19 protein-coding genes are annotated in these 18,576 nt (G+C 66.7%); 5 read left to right on the plus strand and 14 right to left on the minus strand.

Features of this window, described 5'->3' with window-relative positions:
• Positions 1-173 precede the first annotated feature (173 nt).
• From rpsO to truB, 7 genes are all read right to left on the minus strand, one after another.
• A complete protein-coding gene (gene rpsO / locus ACV095_RS13450; RefSeq protein ID WP_013600532.1) occupies positions 174-443 on the minus strand; it encodes a 30S ribosomal protein S15 in 270 nt (89 codons plus the stop codon).
• Between the two features lie 184 nt (positions 444-627).
• Positions 628-1,887, minus strand: coding sequence for a kynureninase (locus ACV095_RS13455; protein ID WP_478222063.1), 1,260 nt, complete (start codon positions 1,885-1,887; stop codon positions 628-630).
• A complete protein-coding gene (kynA, locus tag ACV095_RS13460; protein WP_018771970.1) occupies positions 1,884-2,738 on the minus strand; it encodes a tryptophan 2,3-dioxygenase in 855 nt (284 codons plus the stop codon). The genes ACV095_RS13455 and kynA overlap by 4 nt, the downstream gene beginning before the upstream one ends.
• 65 nt (positions 2,739-2,803) lie before the next feature.
• Positions 2,804-3,787: a bifunctional riboflavin kinase/FAD synthetase gene (locus tag ACV095_RS13465; protein WP_018771969.1), complete on the minus strand. Its 984-nt coding sequence runs from the start codon at positions 3,785-3,787 to the stop codon at positions 2,804-2,806.
• A gap of 96 nt (positions 3,788-3,883) precedes the next feature.
• The gene (locus ACV095_RS13470; protein ID WP_223994637.1) at positions 3,884-4,351 is read right to left on the minus strand and encodes a hypothetical protein; all 468 of its coding nucleotides are present in this window, start codon (positions 4,349-4,351) and stop codon (positions 3,884-3,886) included.
• A 19-nt stretch (positions 4,352-4,370) separates the two neighbouring features.
• On the minus strand, positions 4,371-4,724 hold the full coding sequence (locus tag ACV095_RS13475; RefSeq protein WP_223994635.1) for a hypothetical protein: 354 nt from the start codon (positions 4,722-4,724) through the stop codon (positions 4,371-4,373).
• 3 nt (positions 4,725-4,727) lie between these two features.
• The gene (gene truB / locus ACV095_RS13480) at positions 4,728-5,663 is read right to left on the minus strand and encodes a tRNA pseudouridine(55) synthase TruB (RefSeq protein WP_026266187.1); all 936 of its coding nucleotides are present in this window, start codon (positions 5,661-5,663) and stop codon (positions 4,728-4,730) included.
• Positions 5,664-5,764: 101 nt separating this feature from the next.
• Between truB and ACV095_RS13485 the strand changes: the two genes are divergently transcribed.
• Positions 5,765-6,922: a pyridoxal phosphate-dependent aminotransferase gene (locus ACV095_RS13485; protein ID WP_478222064.1), complete on the plus strand. Its 1,158-nt coding sequence runs from the start codon at positions 5,765-5,767 to the stop codon at positions 6,920-6,922.
• Positions 6,923-6,972: 50 nt separating this feature from the next.
• On the opposite strand, the gene trxA is transcribed toward ACV095_RS13485, so the two are convergent.
• A complete protein-coding gene (gene trxA, locus ACV095_RS13490) occupies positions 6,973-7,410 on the minus strand; it encodes a thioredoxin (protein WP_018771964.1) in 438 nt (145 codons plus the stop codon).
• A gap of 2 nt (positions 7,411-7,412) precedes the next feature.
• Positions 7,413-7,916, minus strand: coding sequence for a nucleoside deaminase (locus tag ACV095_RS13495; protein ID WP_018771963.1), 504 nt, complete (start codon positions 7,914-7,916; stop codon positions 7,413-7,415).
• 173 nt (positions 7,917-8,089) lie between these two features.
• Between ACV095_RS13495 and ACV095_RS13500 the strand changes: the two genes are divergently transcribed.
• Positions 8,090-9,217: a ScyD/ScyE family protein gene (locus ACV095_RS13500; RefSeq protein ID WP_026266186.1), complete on the plus strand. Its 1,128-nt coding sequence runs from the start codon at positions 8,090-8,092 to the stop codon at positions 9,215-9,217.
• A 72-nt stretch (positions 9,218-9,289) separates the two neighbouring features.
• On the opposite strand, the gene rbfA is transcribed toward ACV095_RS13500, so the two are convergent.
• The 5 genes from rbfA to ACV095_RS13525 form a co-directional block, all read right to left on the minus strand.
• A complete protein-coding gene (gene rbfA, locus ACV095_RS13505) occupies positions 9,290-9,799 on the minus strand; it encodes a 30S ribosome-binding factor RbfA (RefSeq protein ID WP_018771961.1) in 510 nt (169 codons plus the stop codon).
• Positions 9,800-10,103: 304 nt separating this feature from the next.
• The gene (gene infB, locus ACV095_RS13510; protein WP_018771960.1) at positions 10,104-13,019 is read right to left on the minus strand and encodes a translation initiation factor IF-2; all 2,916 of its coding nucleotides are present in this window, start codon (positions 13,017-13,019) and stop codon (positions 10,104-10,106) included.
• A gap of 152 nt (positions 13,020-13,171) precedes the next feature.
• Entirely contained in the window at positions 13,172-13,534 is a 363-nt protein-coding gene (locus ACV095_RS13515; protein ID WP_478222065.1) for a YlxR family protein, read from the minus strand.
• Positions 13,535-13,698: 164 nt separating this feature from the next.
• Positions 13,699-14,679 carry a transcription termination factor NusA gene (gene nusA / locus ACV095_RS13520; RefSeq protein ID WP_018771959.1) on the minus strand — a complete coding sequence of 327 codons (981 nt, stop codon included), beginning with the start codon at positions 14,677-14,679 and terminating at the stop codon, positions 13,699-13,701.
• Entirely contained in the window at positions 14,679-15,290 is a 612-nt protein-coding gene (locus ACV095_RS13525) for a ribosome maturation factor RimP (protein ID WP_056389881.1), read from the minus strand. Before ACV095_RS13525 ends, nusA begins: the two co-directional genes overlap by 1 nt.
• Before the next feature lie 104 nt (positions 15,291-15,394).
• Between ACV095_RS13525 and ACV095_RS13530 the strand changes: the two genes are divergently transcribed.
• The 3 genes from ACV095_RS13530 to ACV095_RS13540 all read left to right on the plus strand — a co-directional run bounded on the left by ACV095_RS13530 (position 15,395) and on the right by ACV095_RS13540 (position 18,572).
• A complete protein-coding gene (locus ACV095_RS13530; protein WP_478222066.1) occupies positions 15,395-16,597 on the plus strand; it encodes a DUF4439 domain-containing protein in 1,203 nt (400 codons plus the stop codon).
• Positions 16,598-16,696: 99 nt separating this feature from the next.
• Positions 16,697-17,464: a VIT1/CCC1 transporter family protein gene (locus ACV095_RS13535; protein WP_018771956.1), complete on the plus strand. Its 768-nt coding sequence runs from the start codon at positions 16,697-16,699 to the stop codon at positions 17,462-17,464.
• Between the two features lie 67 nt (positions 17,465-17,531).
• On the plus strand, positions 17,532-18,572 hold the full coding sequence (locus tag ACV095_RS13540; protein WP_478223454.1) for an aminoglycoside phosphotransferase family protein: 1,041 nt from the start codon (positions 17,532-17,534) through the stop codon (positions 18,570-18,572).
• The last annotated feature ends 4 nt before the right edge of the window (positions 18,573-18,576 follow it).

Below are 18,576 nucleotides of genomic sequence, written 5' to 3' on the forward strand. Positions count from 1 at the left end.
CCCTGCACCCGGTCATCGATCGAGACCCACGGGCCGCCGGCTTCAGTCAACGAAGCCGTTCCCGGGGATCACTACCGAGGACCGCGAATGCGTGATGCGGTTGATCCTCCTGTTTAGTTTTTATTTGAAGAAGGCGGCCCGTTCCGGAGGGAAAGGGCCGCCCCAAAGTGTGACTAGCGGCGCAGGCCGAGACGCTCGATGAGCGAACGGTAGCGGGCGATGTCAGTCTTCTTGAGGTAGCTCAGCATGCGCTTGCGACGACCAACCATGGCCAGCAGACCGCGCTGGGTGTGGTAGTCGTGCTTGTGCTCCTTCATGTGCTCAGTCAGATCCTTGATCCGCTGGGTCAGGACAGCAACCTGGACCTCGGGTGAACCGGTGTCACCTTCGCCAGTTGCGTATTCCTTGATGATGGACTGCTTTACAGCGGCGTCAAGTGCCACAATATCTCCTTGGGATGTGCCGTGAGGGCCCAGGTCAGTAATTCACTGCCGGGTCTGCCGTGCTGGTCCTGATCCGGATAACCGGAGAAGGCCGACCACAACAGGAACCAGCCGCCACGGACTGCAGCCGGATCCATCGTCCAGTTTACCGGGCGCGGCCTAACCTTGTCGAAACAGTGCGCCGTCAGCCCTGCAGCCGGGCCCGGATCGCTGCCATGCCCTGGAGCACTTCCGCAAAACTGGTGCTCAACGGCGACAACCCCACCCGGATGCCATGGGGAGAGCGGAAGTCAGGGATCACGTCCCCTTCCCAGAGCGCTTCCACGGTGGCCTTGGTGAAGTTGGGATGGTCCACCGTGATATGCCCGCCCCGCTCCCCCGGGTTCCGCGGCGACGCCAGTTCGGCTCCCAGCGGGGCCAGCCAGGCATCGAAGACCTCCACGGCGAATGCGGTCAGGGCCAGGGACTTCTCCCGGATGGCAGCCATGGTGGCTTCCTCGATGAGGTCCAGGGTTCCCCGCATGGCGATCATGCCGAAAATGGCGGGGGTGCCGCTGAGGAAGCCCCGGATGCCGGCGGCAGGTTCATAGCCGGCGGCCATCTCGAAGGCGTCCTTCCGCCCCATCCAGCCCCAGATGGGCTGGTTCAACGAGGGCAGGTGCCGGGCATTGACGTAGGCGAAAGCAGGCGAGCCCGGGCCCCCGTTGAGGTACTTGTAGGTGCAGCCGGCCGCGAAGTCCACGTCGGCACCGTCCAGGTCGATCTCCACCGACCCCGCGGAATGGCACAGGTCCCACACCACCAGCGCGCCGGCGTCGTGCACTGCCGCGGTGATCCCCGGCAGGTCCGCGAGGTGGCCTGAGCGGTAGGCGATCTGGCTGAGGAGGACGACGGCGGTCCTCGGCCCGGTGGCCTGGCGCACCTGGTCAAGGGTCACCCCGGCGGCCGGGTCGGGCTCGATCCAGCGCAGGGTGAGGCCTTCCTCGAGGGCGATGCCCTCCACCAGGTAGCGGTCCGTGGGGAAGTTTTCCGTGTCCAGCACCAGCTCGTTGCGGTCTGGATCCTGTACGGCGGCCAGGGCCGCGCGGATCAGCTTGTAGAGGACCACGGTGGTGGAATCGGCGATGATGGTCTGCCCCGGAGCAGCTCCGAGGACGGCGCGTCCGAGCTGGTCCCCGATGGCCTGCGGCATGCTGAGCCACTGTTCGTCCCAGCCACGGATGAGGCGTCCGCCCCACTCGTCCCGGATGAAGGCGGCGACGTCGTCGGCAGTGCGCGTCAGGGGCCGGCCCAGGGAGTTGCCGTCCAGGTAGGACAGCGGTGTGTCCGTGCCAATGAAAAGGTCCCGGTAGTGTGCCAGGGCGTCCCGGCGGTCCAGCTCTTCGGCGCGCCCGCGGAGCGCTTCGGCAGACACATCGAGGTGGTTTTCCTGATGGATGCTCATTGTCCGATCTCCGTCCTGACAGCGAATAATTCCGGGAAGAACGTCAGTTCAAGGGCCTTCTGCAGGAAGGTCACCCCGCTGGATCCCCCGGTGCCGGTCTTCATGCCGATGGTCCGCTGCACGGTGCGCAGGTGGCGGAACCGCCAGAGCTGGAAGTTGTCCTCCAGGTCCACCAGTTCCTCGCACGCCTCGTAGGCAGCCCAGTTGTCCGCCGCGTTTTCATAGATGTGCTTGAAAAGCGGGACCAGTTCCGGGGTGAACTCATGGGCCTGGGTCACATCCCGGTCCAGGACCGATCCCGGCACATCGAAGCCCTGCCGCGCGAGGTAGGCCAGGAACTCGTCGTAGATGCTGGGGGCGGCAAGCAGTTCGGCCAGCATGGCGTGGGCTTGCGGATCGGATTCGAAGACGGGCAGCATCTTGCTGTTCTTGTTCCCCAGGACGAATTCCACCGCCCGGTACTGGGCCGACTGGAACCCTGACGAGTTGCCCAGGAAGCCCCGGAACTGCGAGTACTCGGTGGGTGTCAGGGTGGCCAGGACAGACCATTGTTCGGTAAGGGTCTTCTGGATGTGCTTGACCCGGGCAATGCCCTTGAGCGCGGAACCGAGGTCGTCCCCGCGGAGCCACGCGGCCGCGCTGCGCAGCTCGTGCAGGACCAGCTTCAGCCACAGCTCCGTGGTCTGGTGCTGGATGATGAACAGCAGTTCATCGTGGTGCTCGGGCTGGCTGACCGGCTGCTGCGCGCTGAGCAGCGTGGGAAGCTGCAGGTAGGAGGCGTAGCTCATCCGCGAGCTGAAGTCGCGGACAATCCCCTCATCCAGCTTGCGGGTGTTCTTTTCGACGGACACGTGCTGCCTTTCGTTGTTGTCACCCCGTTGTTGCAGCCACGTGTTGCAACCGGCGGATGCTGCAGTCAGTGGTGGCTGAGGAGCTGGTGGGCCTGGGCCACATCCAGCCGCATTTGTTCCACCAGTGCCTCAGGGCCACGGTAGGCCACCATGCCGCGAAGCCGCGCCACGAATTCAACAATCACTGTCTGGCCGTACAGATCGAAGTCCTCCACGGCCTCCTTGGGCCTGTCGATGACGTGCGCCTCCACCTGGCGGCTCACGCCCTCGAACGTGGGATTGGACCCCACCGAGATCGCAGCAGGCCAGCGCGTGCCCGCCTGGTCCACCAGCCAGCCCGCATAGATGCCGTCCGCGGGGATCAGCCCCGTGGCGTTCGAGGAAAGGTTTGCCGTGGGGAAGCCGAGGGCGCGGCCGCGGGCTGCCCCGTGAACCACTTCGCCGCGCATTCTGTGCGGGCGGCCCAGGACCGAGGCGGCGGTGGCAACATCGCCTTCCTGCAAGGCTTCGCGCACCCAGGTGGAGGAGCAGCGCCGGTCCGTGCCGTCGTCGTCATGCAGGGGGTAGCCCTCGGCGCCGAACTCGCTGATGACCTGGACATCGAAGCCGAACTTGTCGCCCAGCGCCTTCATGGTGTCCAGGTCTCCGGAGTTGCCCCGTCCAAAGCGGGCGTCGTGGCCGATCACCACGTGGCTGGCGTGGAGGCAGTCCACCAGGTACTGCTCCACGAATTCCTCAGCCGTGAGGCTGGCCAGATCCAGTGAGTACTTGATCACCAAAATGGCGTCCAGTCCGAGTCCGCCCAGCGCGTCCAGTTTGTCGTCCAGGCCCATGATGAGCTCGGGCGCGGCCTCGGGCCGGTGGATTACCGCCGGGTGGGGGTCGAAGGTCACGGCCACAGCCTTGGCGTGGGAAAGGCGGGCCGAGCGGATCAGCTGGGACAGCACCTGCTGGTGGCCGCGGTGAACACCGTCGAAGTTGCCGAAAGTGACAACAGATGGGCCGAAATCCGCCGGGACATCGGACGGATCGTTCCAGATGTAAACCATCACCCTCGCCTTAAGCTGCCTGCAAGCCACGTTCCGGAACCATGCCGGCCGCGGAACTCTTCAAGGTTACCCGGATTCACTGTGCTGCCTTTGACATCACTGCGCGGCTTTGGAACGCGATTCAGCCGCCACCGAAGGCCGGCGCCGGTAGAGCCACACCAGTCCCAGGATGGGCAGCAGCAGCGGAATGAAGCCATAGCCGCGGCCAAACAGGGACCACACGGTCTCGTGCGGGAACTGCACGGAGTCCAGGATGCTCAGGGTACCCACCACCAGGACGCCCACGAGTTCAACGAGCACCGCGGCAACGGAGACCTTGAACCAGGTGGTTCCGGCTCTGGCCAGCGACACCGTGGCCACCACGTACACCAGCGCGGCCAAGGCGGAGAGCAGATAGGCCAGCGGAGCCTCGGAGAACTTGGTGAGGATCTGGTATCCGGCCCGGGCCGTGGCCGAGATCGCGAAAACGCCGTACACGGCAATCAGCAGGCGGCCTGGCCCGGTATTGCGGGTATTGCGGGTGGGTGCCTCGCCGGGAGCCGCCGGGGCTTGCTTGTCGTTCATTCCTGCTGCTTCTTCCACTTCAGTACCAGATCTGGTTCATTCGGGCGGCCATGACGAGTGCCGTGACGCCGACCGCGGCCAGGACAAAGTTGCTCCACCGGGTGCGCTCCAAAATGGACCAGTAGATTGCCGCCGGCGGCAGGAGCACGGCGGTGGCCATGTAGCCCCAAAACTCCCACGCCTCCCCGGCAATCGGTTCGCCGGCGATCACGCGGACGATGGACCCCACCAGGTACACCACCAGGGCCGCTTCCACGGCTGCGACGGAGAGGATGGTGACGTCGTTCGGCGCCTTCTTGAGGATGCCCGCACCCAGGCACACCAGCGTGGACCCCAGGCCGACCACGAGGATGATCCAAAAATATGCGTCCACGTGTCAGGCCTCCGCGGCGGCGGTTGCGGCCGTCCCGGCGCCGGGGGCGAAGACGAGCACCGGCTTGGCGTAACTGCCTGCGTCGGCAAGAAGGGCCACGAGGCTGCCGTCGGGAGCGAAGGCGGCGGCCGGATGCTCCACAGTGGCGGCGCCGGGAGCGCCGGGGGCCGCGCCGGCAGCGATCCGCCGCCCGAAGGATATCTCCGTGGTTTCCTCGGCGCTGAGTTCGCGGTTGGGCATCAGTGCCCGGGCAGCCTGCGACATTTCCAGGACGTTGAGCTCTTCGGCGAGCTGTTCGAGCGTGCGCGCCTGGTCCAGCGAATAGGGGCCCACATGGGTCCTGCGGAGGGCAGTGAGATGCCCTCCAACACCCAGCGCATTGCCAAGGTCCCGGGCCAGGGCACGGATGTATGTGCCCGAGGAGCATTCAACGGTGACGTCGAGGTCAATCACACCCGCCGCCGGATCCCGCCGGACGGCGTGCACCTCGAACCGGTGGATGGTGACAGGGCGTGCGGCCAGCTTCACATCCTCGCCGGACCGGACGCGCGCGTAGGCGCGTTCGCCGTTCACTTTGATGGCGCTGACGCTGCTTGGCACCTGCTCGATGTCGCCTGTGAGTGCCGCGACGCCGTCGTGAATTGCCTGCTCAGTGACACCGGAAGTGCCGGCCGTGGCCGTGACCTCCCCTTCCGCGTCGTCCGTGACGGTGGCCTGGCCCAGCCGGATGGTGGCGGTGTAGGTCTTTGAGGTGCCCACGATGTAGGTCAGCAGGCGCGTGGCCTTGTTGATGCCGACCACCAGGACGCCCGTGGCCATGGGATCCAGGGTTCCGGCGTGCCCTACTTTCCGGGTACCTGCGAGGCGCCGCATCCGGCCAACCACATCATGGCTGGTCCATCCCTGCGGCTTGTCCACTATCACCAGTCCAGAAAGCACGCCTCCCAGTATATCGGCGCTGGTTGGCCCGCCGGCCCACGCCACCACCCCGGTCCCGGACGCACCGCGGCAGCCCGACGGGGACGGCTAGGATGGCTGCCATGCCTGAGCTTGCCGCCCATGTCCGCGACGTGCCCGTCAACCAGATCCGCGAGATCACCGAGGCCGCGTGGCGTACTCCCGGCGCCATTGTGTTGAGTATCGGGGAGCCGGGTTTCCCGCTCCCCCGCCATGTCCTGGACGCAGGCATCGCCTGCCTGGACCGCGATGAAACCAACTACACACCCAACGCCGGGATCCCCGCCCTTCGGGAAGCGTTCGCTGCCAGGTTCCGGGAAGAACAAGGGGTGGACGTCGGTGCTGACCGCGTCTACGTGGTGTCCGGGGCGCAGCAGGGCCTGCATTTCGCCATGAGCCTGCTGCTGTCCCCCGGCGACGAAATCCTGATCCCCAACCCGGGCTACCCCACCTTTGCGATGACCAGCCGGTTGCTCGGTGCCGTGCCGGTGGGCTATCCGCTGCGCCCCGAACACAGCTTCCAGCCACAGGTTGCCGACGTGGAGGCCCTCATCACCAGCCGCACCCGGGCGCTGGTGCTCAATTCCCCGTCCAACCCCCTCGGAGCAGTGCTGGGTGAAGAAGTGGTCCGGGAACTGATGGACCTGGCCCGCCGGCATGACATTTGGGTGGTTTCGGACGAGTGCTACGAGGCGTTCACTTACGATGTTCCCCACGTCAGCCCGGCAAGGTTCGACGGCGGCACCCCGGCGGATGCACGCGTGTTCACTTCGCTGACACTGTCCAAGACGTACGGCCTGACGGGTCTGCGAATCGGCGCGCTCATCTGCCCGCCCGGCCTCAAACAGCAGATGGACAACGTGATGGAATCCATCGTGTCGTGCGTGGCGTCAGCGCCGCAGTACGCGGCGCTGGCTGCCCTGACCGGGCCGCAGGACTACGTCCGGCACGCCCACCAGCACTACCGGGAGAACCGGGATGCCGCCTCGGCAGTCCTCACCGCAAAAGGGATCCGCTATCTGCCGGCGCAGGGGGCGTTCTACCTTTGGGCCGATATGTCCCATGTGACCGGCGGGGACGTGCGGGCCTGGGTTCGGCGTTTCCTGGCGGATTCCGGTGTGGCGCTGGCCCCAGGGACCGCCTTCGGCTCCATCGGCGAAGGGTGGGTCCGGATCGCGCTGTGCGGCCGGAAGCAGGATCTGCTGGACGGGCTGTCCCGGCTTCCGGACGGCCGGCCCTGACGTCCTGGGTTGATACCTGGCTTGGCCGGCCGGCGAAGCTGCCTGCCCTGTTAGCTGCGGGCGCCGGCGAGGGCCTTGTCCAGCCAGGAACGGAGGACGCCCGCCGGTGCGGCGCCGGCCTGGCGGGCTGCGACCTTTCCGTCGACCAGAACCATGAGGGTTGGAATGGCCTGGACGTCGAACCGCCGCGACAGGCCCGGAGACGCGTCCACATCCACCTTCACCAGCTTGATCTTCCCGGGCCGCTCCCGGGCCAGCTGGTCCAGGACGGGGCTTACCATGCGGCAGGGCCCGCACCAGGCGGCCCAGAAATCCACCAGCACCGGAACCGGCGACTGCTCCGCCACGGCGGCGAAGTCGCTGTCGCCCGCGGACACGATCCAGGGCAGGTCCGCCTTGCAGTTGCCGCAGCGGGGATGTCCGGAGGCCTGGGCCGGCACCCGGTTGGTCTTACCGCAGGCGGGGCAGCGGAGTAGGGCGGATTCCATGGCTAGTATTCCTTCCTGCTGTCAAAGGCGCGCCACGCCTGGAAGGGGACGTCCGACGTCGGGATGTCACTCCTGGTGACGGGCATCAGCTCCGGGGCCGCGCCGCTGAAGTAGTCGTAGAAGAGGGCGTCGTCGAAGCCTGCCGCAGCGGCGCCGTGGCGGTCCGCGGCGAAGTAGACGTGGCCGATCCTGGCCCACAAGGCAGACGCCAGGCACATGGGGCACGGCTCGCAGCTTGCGTAAAGGACAGAGCCGGTGAGGTCGAAGTCCGCCGCAGCCGCGGCCGCTGCCCGGATGGCCACCACTTCCGCGTGGGCAGTGGGATCGTTGTCCCGGGTCACCCTGTTGACCCCGGCATGCACGCGCCCGTCGGGTGTTACCACAACAGCTCCGAAGGGGCCGCCGCCTTCACCAACATTTTGTGTGGCCAACTCCACGGCCTGTTCAAGGTACTGGGCAAATGCAGGGTGCCGTAAGCCCCGGTTGCCGTGTTCTGCGGAGGTCATAGCACGATCCTAGCCATGTGCACCCCATAGGGGGACGGAAAGGGGGCCAGGAAGGGGGCAGGCCCCCAACGCCTACCCGCTGGTAGGAGCCTACGCTGACGCCCGGGGGATATATTCGCCTCTACGGAGGCGCCACATCCAGCCCGTAAGGGCCTCGCACCCCGGAGAATCCAATGAAGAAAAGACTCACACTTATAGCCTGTGTAGCGGCCTCGGCCGCTGCCATAGCGTCCGCAGGCCCCGCCGCTGCTTCCACCGGTACGGACGGGTACGACGTCCTCGCAGGGGGCCTCGTCTCACCGCTGCACGTCACCGCCGGAACGGGAAGAACGGTCCTGGTGTCGCAGGACTTTGCCGGGAAACTCACCCGGATCAGCCGGGACGGGTCCACCGAAGACCTGGCCACAAAGACTCCCAAGGGCTGGGAAGTGGCCGGGGCAGATACCCGCGGCAGCACAACCTATTTCCTTGAAAGTGTGGGCGCCGGCGAGGGAGACCCGGCCGCACTGGACGGACACCTGAAGTCAATCGATTCCAGGGGCGACGTGGACACGATCGCCAACTTTGCCGACTACGAGCGGCGCCACAACCCCGATGGCGACCAGCGCTATGGTTTCGGCAACGACGTGGGCGCCCAGTGCCTTGCGGGCTGGCCGGCTTTCCCGCCTACCAAGTACAAGGGCCTGGTGGATTCCCATCCGTACGCGCTGGCAGTGAAGGATGACACCGCATATGTGGCTGACGCCGGCATGAATGCTGTCCTCAAGGTCAACCTGAAGAATGGTGACATAGATACGGTCGCTGTCCTGCCTCCACGCCCGGCGGTCATCCCCAAGGGTTTGGTGGTTCCCACCGACATGCAGGGTGGCACTATGACGGTGCCGGACTGCGTGGCTGGTCATAAGTATGCCTTCGAACCGGTACCCACCGACGTGGCGATCGGTTCTGACGGCATGCTGTACGTGACGTCGCTGCCCGGCGGCCCCGAGGGACCGGAACTGGGTGCACGCGGTGCCATCTTCAAGATCAACCCATGGAACGGCGACACGGATCTCTGGGTCGATCACATCATGAGCCCCACGGGCCTGGCCGTGACAGACAACGGTGATGTGTACGTCGCTTCACTGTTTGGCGGTGAGATCATCAAGTTCAACTGCGAAGGCCACCGCTCACAGTTCCTGGCGGTGAACCTGCCGGCGGATGTCGACATCAGCGGGCACACCCTCTACGCCACGATCGACGCACTTGGCGACCCGTCCAAGCCACCTGCAGGCAGGGTCATCAAGGCGGATCTCAGGTAAGCAGGTTCACTAACGCAGCAGGACCCGGAGGTGCCTCCGGGTCCTGCTGCTGTGTTTGCGGAAGTCCGCTGCCTACTTGTTGGCGTCCTCGTCGAGGTCTTCGTCGTCGCTGAGGTCCAGGTCCTCTTCGTCGAAGTCGTCCTCGTCGATGTCAACGTCGGCGACCGCGTCGGACTTGTACGGATCCGCGTCGCCGGCGTGCCGGGCGTTGGCGGCAAGGGCGGCAACCTCGGCATCCCGCTTCTTGGCCTCCCGGAGCAGTTCCTCCAGGTTGGAGGCGTTGACCGGAATCTGGTCGGCCACGAACTCGAGGGTGGGGGTCAGCCGGACGGTGATGTTCCGGCCCACCTCCTGCCGGAGCACACCCTTGGCCTTCTCAAGGCCCTTGGCAGCGTCGGCCTGGACAGCCTGGTCCCCGAAGACGGTGTAGTAGACGGTGGCATGCTGCAGATCATTGGTCACGCGGGCATCGGTAACGGTAATGCCCTCAAGCCGGGGATCCTTGACCTTCCGGCCCAGGGCCTCAGCAACAACAACCTTAATCCGCTGCGCCAATTTGGCAGCACGTGCCGGATCAGCCATGAACAACTCCTAAAAGAAGAAAAATTTGGGACGTACGACGGCGGCGCAAACGTCAGCCAACGCGCCCAGGGTCTGGATGCCACGCACCCAAGCGAGCCGATGACGCACCCGTTGGATTTTTTCCGGCGGCCCGGGAGTGGCTTCTAAGGAAATAGCCGAGGGTCCCGACGCGAGCTTGCGAGTGTTGGGAAGGCCATTTCCGCTGCCGAAGCTGGGCGGCGCGGGATCGAAGATCCCAAGCCGCCCAGCGAAGGGGCGGGGCCGCCGGAAAAATCCAACGGCCCCGGCCACGGACTAACAAGAGTTAGACGCGCGGCTTCTCGCGCATCTCGAAGGTCTCGATGATGTCGCCTTCGGTGATGTCGTTGTACGACCCAAGGCCGATACCACATTCGAAGTCCGTGCGGACCTCGGTGGCGTCGTCCTTGAAGCGCTTGAGCGACTCAACGGTGAGGTTGTCACCGATGATCTTGCCGTCGCGGCTGACGCGTGCCTTGGCGTTGCGTCGGATGATGCCCGAGCGGACGATCGAGCCGGCGATGTTTCCGAACTTGGAGGAGCGGAAGACTTCGCGGACCTCGGCGGTGCCGAGCTGGACTTCTTCGTATTCCGGCTTGAGCATGCCCTTGAGCGCTGCCTCGATGTCATCGATTGCTGCGTAGATGACGGAGTAGAAGCGCATGTCCACGCCTTCGCGGTCTGCCAGTTCGGCAACCCGCTCGGCGGGCTTGACGTTGAAGCCGATGATGACGGCGGAGTCGACCGTTGCCAGGTTGACGTCGTTCTGGGTGATGGCACCCACACCGCGGTGGATGACGCGCAGCTGCACGCCTTCGCCGACATCGATCTTGAGCAGCGCGTCTTCGAGGGCTTCCACGGCACCGGACACGTCACCCTTGAGGATGAGGTTGAGGGTGTCGATCTTGCCTTCGGCGACGGCCTGGTCGAAGTCTTCCAGGCTGATGCGCTTGCGGCGCTTGGCCAGGGCGGCGTTGCGGTCGGCTGCTTCACGCTTCTCGGCGATCTGGCGGGCGGTGCGCTCGTCAGCAGTCACGAAGAAGGTGTCGCCGGCGCGCGGCACGTTGGACAGACCCAGCACCTGGACGGGGCGGGACGGACCGGCCTCGGTCAGGGCGCTGCCGTCGTCGTCGAACATCGCACGGACGCGGCCGTGGGCCGTACCTGCCACGATGGTGTCGCCGACGCGCAAGGTACCGGACTGGACCAGGACGGTTGCAACAGCACCGCGGCCCTTATCCAGGTTGGCTTCGATCGCGATGCCGCGGGCGTCCTTGTTCGGGTTGGCGCGCATGTCCAGGGCAGCGTCCGCGGTGAGCAGGACCGCCTCGAGCAGCTCGTCGATGTTGAGGTTCTGGCGGGCAGAGACCTCCACGAACATGGTGTCGCCACCGTATTCCTCGGGAACCAGGCCGTACTCGGTCAGCTGGCCGCGGACCTTCTCCGGGTTGGCGCCTTCCTTGTCGATCTTGTTCACTGCCACGACGATCGGCACGTTGGCCGCCTGGGCGTGGTTGAGGGCTTCAACGGTCTGCGGCATCACGCCGTCGTCCGCTGCGACCACCAGGATGGCGATGTCGGTGACCTTCGCACCACGGGCACGCATGGCGGTGAACGCCTCGTGGCCCGGGGTATCGATGAACGTGATCTTGCGGTCGTTGCCGTCGTGGTTGTGCGTGACCTGGTAGGCACCGATGTGCTGGGTGATGCCGCCGTGCTCGCCCGCCATGACGTCGGACTTGCGGATGGCGTCGAGCAGCCGGGTCTTACCGTGGTCGACGTGGCCCATGACGGTGACAACCGGGGGACGTGCTTCCAGTTCCTCGTCGCCTTCGGCTTCGAGTTCGGCATCAAAGTCGATGTCGAAGCTGGAGAGCAGCTCGCGCTCCTCGTCCTCAGGGGAAACGACCTGGAGCTTGTAGCCCAGTTCCTCGCCGAGCAGGGCGAAGGTGTCCTCGTCCAGCGACTGGGTGGCGGTGGCCATTTCACCAAGGTGGAACAGCACCGTCACCAGTGCGGCGGGGTTTGCCTCGATCTTGTCGGCAAAGTCCGTGATGGACGAGCCACGGCGGAGCCGGATGACGGTGTTGCCGTCGCCGCGGGGTACGCTCACGCCACCCAGCGACGGGGCACTCATCTGCTCAAGTTCCTGGCGCTTTGCACGCTTCGACTTGCGCTGCTTGCCACGGCCTGCGCCGCCCTTGCCGAAGGCACCCTGGGTGCCGCCGCGGCCGCGGCCGCCCTTGCCGAAGCCACCGCCGGCGGGAGCACCGCCGCCGGCACCGGGACCACCGGTACCGGGAGCGCCACCAGGGCGTCCGGGACCGCGGCCGCCGCCGCCCGGACGGCCGGCACCTGCGGGTGCGGGACGCTCAGTGCGGTTGGGCATCATGCCGGGAGTAGGACGGGGACCGCCGGGACGGGGAGCGCCCGGACGGGGTCCGCCTGCGCCTGCTGCAGGACGGGGGCCACCGGCACCCGCTGCGGGACGCGGCCCACCCGGACGAGGTCCGCCTGCACCTGCTGCGGGACGGGGACCACCGGGGCGGTCGCCGTCGGTACGGCTGCCACCGGGGCGGGGCATACCCTGCGAAGTGGCGAAGGGGTTGTTGCCCGGACGGGGGGCGCGTTCACCGTCTCCGCCGCGGCCGCGGGGCATGCCCTGCGAGGTGGCGAAGGGGTTGTTGCCCGGACGGGGACCGCCGGGACGCGGGCCGGACCCGCCCGGCGTGGATCCACCCGGACGGGTGGAGGGAGCCGGGGTTTCGGCCTTGGGTGCCGGGCGTGCACCGGGCTTGGCGCCGGTGGAGGGAGCACCCGCGGACGGAGCCGCGGGGGCGGCAGGCGTGGCGGCCGGCGCAGCCGGTGCTTCTGCCTGTGCAGGTGCGGTGGGGGCAGCGGGAGCCGGTGCCTGTGCCTTGGGGGCCGGAGCCTTGGGCGCAGCGGGGCCGGGAGCCGGTGCTGAAGGGCGTGATTCTGCCACGGGGGCAGGTGCCTTGGGTGCAGCGGCGGGCGCTGCGGCCGGGGCCGCTGACTTGGCAGCGGCGTCGGGGAAGGCGTTGCGCAGTTTCCGCACAACGGGGGCCTCAATGGTTGACGAGGCGGAGCGAACGAATTCGCCCAGTTCCTGCAGTTTTGTCACTGCATCTTTGGAAGTTATACCGAGCTCTTTGGCGAGCTCATGTACGCGGACCTTGGCCACATTTCTCCTGTCTCGGTCCGCACCGAGCCAGGCACGAACCGTCTACTTCTTACTGCGGACCCCAGCCGCTGTTGATGCGAAGGGGCCCATTGCAGAGCGCAACAAAGTTGTCATCGTTACGCACTCATCGCTGGGAACTCATCGGGTTTCCATCAGATTTCTGACCCGCTTTCAGGTTGGACGGTTGGTGTTGCAGCCACCGGGGCGGCGTCAACGTTCGGACCTGACATGATCCAGTGTTCGACGGCGACTGTTCCGGTTGCGCCCGGAAGGGCACGTCCGAATGCTCGCCGCTTGATCGCCAGAGCCAGGCACGATTGGCTGGGGTGCAGCCATGCACCCCGGCCAGACATCCGGCGTCGTTCATCCACCAGGACAGCGGTTGACCCGCTGCCTTCGGCGACGAGCCGGAGCAACTGCGACCGCGGGCCTTTCTTCCGGCATCCGATGCAGGTACGTTCAGGTTGACTTCCGGTGGAAAGCACTTCTGCCACGGTCATCGTCCTGACGTTCATTCTGCTGGCCGAAGGTTTACCGCTTCCGCAGTTACGGAAACGAGCACGCCCAAGGCACACGGCTACCGGCCGTTAGGCGCGGTCCTGTCTATTCTAGCCCCTTTGGGCCGTTCTGCCAGAAACCGGGTGGCCGCCGCGTCGCGCCAGCCACCGGTGCCTGGACGTTACTTGTCGCGGGAAACCGCGGCGTCGGAGACGATGTCGATGCGCCAGCCGGTCAGCTTCGCCGCCAGCCGGGCGTTCTGGCCTTCCTTGCCGATGGCCAGCGACAGCTGGTAGTCGGGAACGACAACCCGGGCGGAGCGCGTGGCTTCGTCCGTGATGGTGACGGAATTCACGCGCGACGGCGAGAGTGCGCTGGCGATGAAGGTGGCCGGGTTCTCGCTGAAGTCAACGATGTCGATCTTTTCATCGTTCAACTCGGTCATGACCGCGCGCACGCGTGAGCCCATCTCGCCGATGCAGGCACCCTTGGCGTTGATCCCCGGGGTGTTCGCCTTGACGGCGATCTTGGTGCGGTGGCCGGCTTCGCGGGCCAGGGCAACGATTTCCACGGAGTGGTCGGCGATCTCGGGTACTTCGAGTTCGAAGAGCTTGCGGACCAGGCCCGGGTGGGACCGGGACAGCGTGACGGACGGACCCTTGGTCCCGCGGTGCACGTCGATGACCAACGCGCGGAGGCGGTTGCCGTGGATGTACTTCTCACCGGGAACCTGCTCGGGCGGCGGCAGCAGGGCTTCGATGGAGCCGAGGTTTACCTGGATCATGTGCGGGTTGTTGCCCTGCTGGATGGTACCGGACACCAGTTCGCCTTCGCGGCCCTTGAATTCGCCCAGGACGTTATCGTCCTCGACATCGCGGAGCCGCTGCAGGATGATCTGGCGAGCAGTGCTGGCGGCGATCCGGCCGAACCCTTCCGGGGTGTGCTCGAATTCACCGATGGGGGCGCCGTCGTCGTCAATCTCCACGGCCCAAATAGTGACGTGGCCGCTCTTGCGGTCCAGCTCGGCGCGCGCTTTCTCGAAGGCGCCGGGTGACTTGTGGTAGGCCACCAGGAGCGCCTGCTCGATGGTGGGGATCAGGAGGTCCAGCGGGATTTCACGCTCACGCTCCAAAAGTCTCAGTGCGCTCATGTCAATATCCATCAGGCCTCCTCAGAAGGTCCATTGTGTTCAGGTTCCAGACCGTCCTCGGGGAGGTGGCTGAATTCGATCTCGACTTTTCCGTTGCGGATCCTGTCGAAAGGAAGTTTTACGGGTTCGCCCTGCCGGGGCTTCATGCCCTTCTTGACGGCGACCTCCGGGACCAGGGTGACTCCCCCATCGTCCACGGACTGGATGCGGCCGGTGATGTTGTCGCCCTGGATCACGTTCACCTTGACCATCCGGCCACGGGCCCGGTGCCAGTGGCGGGGTTCCGTCAGGGGGCGCCCCACGCCGGGCGAGGACACTTCGAGGTCATACGGACGGCCGTCGTCGTTGGGATCGTTGTCCAGTACATCCGAGAGCACTTTGGAGATGTCCGCAATGACGTCAAGGCTGACGCCACCGCTTTCCTCCTGCGGCAGGTCCACCACGACGTGGACCACCCGGTGCGAGCCGGGGATGATGGCCACATCCTCCAGGTACAGGCGGTTGGCCTGTACTGCGGGTTCCAGGAGGGCCCGGAGCCGGGCAGCTTCGGGGTTGTGGGCCGGCGCGGATCCGCTTCCCGTACCGGTGTGGTCTGGTGAAGCCGTGGCTTCTGCATTGCTCACGATGCCGGCCGCCTCCCTATAGATGATGTGGTTTTACTAGCGTAGCTATTTTACCGGCCATTGGTGCACCCGGGTTCCCCTTCAGCGTGACACCATGGTCTGTTGTGAAAGACCGCCCCCAGGACCCCAGCCCCCGCATGCGCCCGCTCCGTTTTGCCGTCTTCGCCCTTGCCGCGCTGGTTGTCCTGAGCCTCGGTTTTGCCCTGGTTCCCGCGGAAAAGCCCGCACCTGCCCAGCCTTCCTTCTCGGAGCGGGCCCGGGCGGCGGCGTTCAGCAAGGCAGTGGACCTGCGTACTGCGGGAATGCAGCTCGCCTCCGCCGGTGCCGCGGACGCCACCGTGCTGGAGCCGGTTGTGACCTTGCTGACCATCCAGGCAAGGGCACTGCTGGGCCCTGCCCCGGAGTCAGCGCCGGCGTCGCCCCCACCACCTTCCACTTCCGGCCTCCCCAGTGCCAATCTTCCCAGCGCAAATCTTCCCAGTGCCAATCTTCCCAGTGCCGGCCTCCCAACTGCCGCCGAATTTGTCCAGGCCCTGGCTGACAGCGGCGCCGCGCGCGTCAAGGACGCGGAAACGGCCGACGGCGGCATGGCGCGGCTTCTGGCGGGCACCGGCACGGCACAGCTCCTCGCAGCCGGGCGTCTTGCTGCCGCAACGGGGATGCCCGCGCCGCAGGGACACGCAGGAACGCAGGGACAGTCAGGAACGGAGGGTACGGGAGTAACTGAGGGACAGACTTCCGGGGCAGCGAGAACCCCAGCGCCCTGCCCCTCGCCTTCGGCGCCGGCCACCGTCCCGGAGACCACCGGGCCCGGCACTGCTGCGGGGATACGCCAGGCACTGGCCGCTGCCATCACCGCGGAGCACCAGGCCACCTACGGCTACCAGGCGGCACTCCCCCGGCTGGCGCCCGCGGAGGAGGGACCGGCGTCGGAATTCCTGGTCCGGCATAAGGAACAGGCCGCGGCCGCGGAGGAACGCCTGCTGTCTGCCTGCGGCGCGCCCGTGCCGCAACAGCCCGGGTACGTCCTTGATCCTGGCTTCCTGGCAGCACCGGCCGCCGGTTTGGGCAAGCTTGAGACGGCCACGCTGGCGGCCTACGGCGACGTCGTGGCGGTATCCCAGGGCCAGAACCGGCAGTGGGCAATGTCAGCGCTGCAGTCTGCCGCCGGACGGGCCATGCGGTGGGGCGCAGACCCCGGACCTGTTCCCGGCCTGGCCCTGGACGTCGACCAACTGCCCGCCCTCCCTGCCGGTGCCAGGCTTCCTGCCAGCGCCGGCCCCACGACGTCGCCAACCGCATCCTGAACCCGTGCGGTCTCAGCGTGCCCGTTTCGTTCTGTCGCGTGCCCGAAGAAAGCCGCCTACAGGGTGGCGATGGGCGGGCATGGGTGGTTTGCTGATGGGATGAACGCGGACCAACCGGCCGACGACCCGGGAGGGACGGCAGCGAGCCCCGGGCTCAACAGCCACCTCGAGACCGAACCACACGGCAACGATATTGCGCACCGGCTGAACTGGCTCAGGGCTGGCGTCCTGGGCGCCAATGACGGCATTGTCTCCGTCGCTGCCATTGTGGTGGGCGTGGCCGGGGCCACCGCCGAGATAGGACCCATCCTCACGGCAGGCGTCGCCGGAGTGGTGGGCGGTGCAGTGTCGATGGCCTTGGGCGAATATGTGTCGGTCAGCAGCCAAAGCGACAGCCAGCGGGCCCTGATCGAGAAGGAACGCCGCGAGCTGGCGGAAGAACCGGAAGCGGAACTGGCCGAGCTGACCGCCATCTACCAGGCCAAGGGTCTCACCCCTGAAACAGCGGCCAAGGTTGCCCGGGAGCTTACCGCCCACGATGTGCTGGCCGCGCACCTGTCCGCCGAGCTCAACATTGATGAGGCGGACATCGTCAGCCCCTGGCATGCGGCTTTCGCTTCCGCCATCGCGTTCACCGTCGGGGCCATCCTGCCCATGCTGGCCATCCTGCTTCCGCCGCCGGAGATCCGGGTCCTGCTGACTTTTATTTCGGTCCTGCTGGCTTTGGCCTTGACGGGGGCAGTTGGCGCCTGGATCGGCGGCGGTTCAAAAACACGCGCCGCCGTCCGCGTGGTGGTGGGCGGTGCCTTGGCGCTCGCTGCAACATTCCTGATCGGCAACCTGCTCGGGGCCTCCGGTGTTGTCTGACCCCGCGGTGCCTGACGCTGTGATTCCTGACGCCGTGATTCCCGATCCCATGATTCCTGACAACGGGATGACCAACCCCATGGTGAGCGGCTCCGCGGCGGCGGTCCCCATTCCGCCCGGCCTTTCGGCCCGCTACGCCCGCAGCAGCGAGGGAAGGGCATGGCTTGTCAGCCTTCCGGTCCTGCTGCGGGACCGCTTGGAGCAGTGGCAACTGGCGGTTGACCTGCCGCCTGCGACCCTGCCGTGGAACGGCCACGGCGGCTTGGTGGTGCCGGTGCGCCGGCACGATGGCTCCCCGGCAGCGCTCAAGATCGCTTTTCCCCACGACGAGGCAACGGTGGAGCGGCATGCCCTTGCGCTTTGGGACGGCCGGGGCGCAGTTGCGCTGCTGGCCTCTGATGCAGGGTCTTGCGCCATGCTCCTGGAACGCCTCGACGCCGGCAGGACGCTGGCGGACCTGGCGATGGAGGACGCCGCGCAGGTGTGGGGCGGGCTGGTGCGGCAGCTGGGGATTGTCCCTGACCACCGCCCTGAGTGGCGGGAATTCGGTCACATCGCGGCCAGGGCGGAACAGTGGAGTGACGACCTTCCAGCGGACTGGGAGCAGCTGGGCCGGCCGTTTCCCAGGTGGCTGTTGGAGGCAGCCCTGGAGGTGTGCCAGACGCGCGGCGCGGTGGGACGCCGGTCCGCGCATGATCTGCTGGTCCACACCGACCTCCATTTCCTGAACATCCTCGCGCGCCCGGGCACGGACGGGCCGCCGGCACCGGCAGGTTACGCGGCGATCGACCCCCAGCCGATGATCGGCGAGCCGGAGTTCGCGGTGGCGCCGCTGCTGTGGAACCGCCTTGGAGACCTGCCGGCAGTCCAAGCCGGGCCGTCGCTGCTCAGCCGCTGCAACGACTTCAGCACGGCCGCCGGACTTGACTCCGATGTAGCCCGGCAATGGGGTATCGCCAGGGAGGTGGACAATGCCCTGTGGTACGCGTCGCACCGCCATCCTGGCGACCTGGCCCGGTCCCTCTGGGTTGCCAGCACCCTTGCCGGAAACACCTTGGAAGGCCTCCCGCATCCCCATGCGCTGCCGGAACCCGGCCAGGGCGGCTAAGGGC

This window comes from Arthrobacter sp. JDC6 (genome assembly GCF_056484025.1).

Bases quoted from the DNA above. Each gene is read 5' to 3' on its own strand.
- trxA (WP_018771964.1), bottom strand. From the start codon at position 7,410: ATGGAATCCGCCCTACTCCGCTGCCCCGCCTGCGGTAAGACCAACCGG.
- ACV095_RS13465 (WP_018771969.1), bottom strand. From the start codon at position 3,787: ATGGTTTACATCTGGAACGATCCGTCCGATGTCCCGGCGGATTTCGGC.
- nusA (WP_018771959.1), bottom strand. From the start codon at position 14,679: ATGGATATTGACATGAGCGCACTGAGACTTTTGGAGCGTGAGCGTGAA.
- ACV095_RS13535 (WP_018771956.1), top strand. From the start codon at position 16,697: ATGAACGCGGACCAACCGGCCGACGACCCGGGAGGGACGGCAGCGAGC.
- rbfA (WP_018771961.1), bottom strand. From the start codon at position 9,799: ATGGCTGATCCGGCACGTGCTGCCAAATTGGCGCAGCGGATTAAGGTT.
- ACV095_RS13470 (WP_223994637.1), bottom strand. From the start codon at position 4,351: ATGAACGACAAGCAAGCCCCGGCGGCTCCCGGCGAGGCACCCACCCGC.
- ACV095_RS13495 (WP_018771963.1), bottom strand. From the start codon at position 7,916: ATGACCTCCGCAGAACACGGCAACCGGGGCTTACGGCACCCTGCATTT.
- ACV095_RS13500 (WP_026266186.1), top strand. From the start codon at position 8,090: ATGAAGAAAAGACTCACACTTATAGCCTGTGTAGCGGCCTCGGCCGCT.
- ACV095_RS13485 (WP_478222064.1), top strand. From the start codon at position 5,765: ATGCCTGAGCTTGCCGCCCATGTCCGCGACGTGCCCGTCAACCAGATC.
- ACV095_RS13540 (WP_478223454.1), top strand. From the start codon at position 17,532: ATGACCAACCCCATGGTGAGCGGCTCCGCGGCGGCGGTCCCCATTCCG.
- ACV095_RS13455 (WP_478222063.1), bottom strand. From the start codon at position 1,887: ATGAGCATCCATCAGGAAAACCACCTCGATGTGTCTGCCGAAGCGCTC.
- ACV095_RS13515 (WP_478222065.1), bottom strand. From the start codon at position 13,534: ATGAACGTCAGGACGATGACCGTGGCAGAAGTGCTTTCCACCGGAAGT.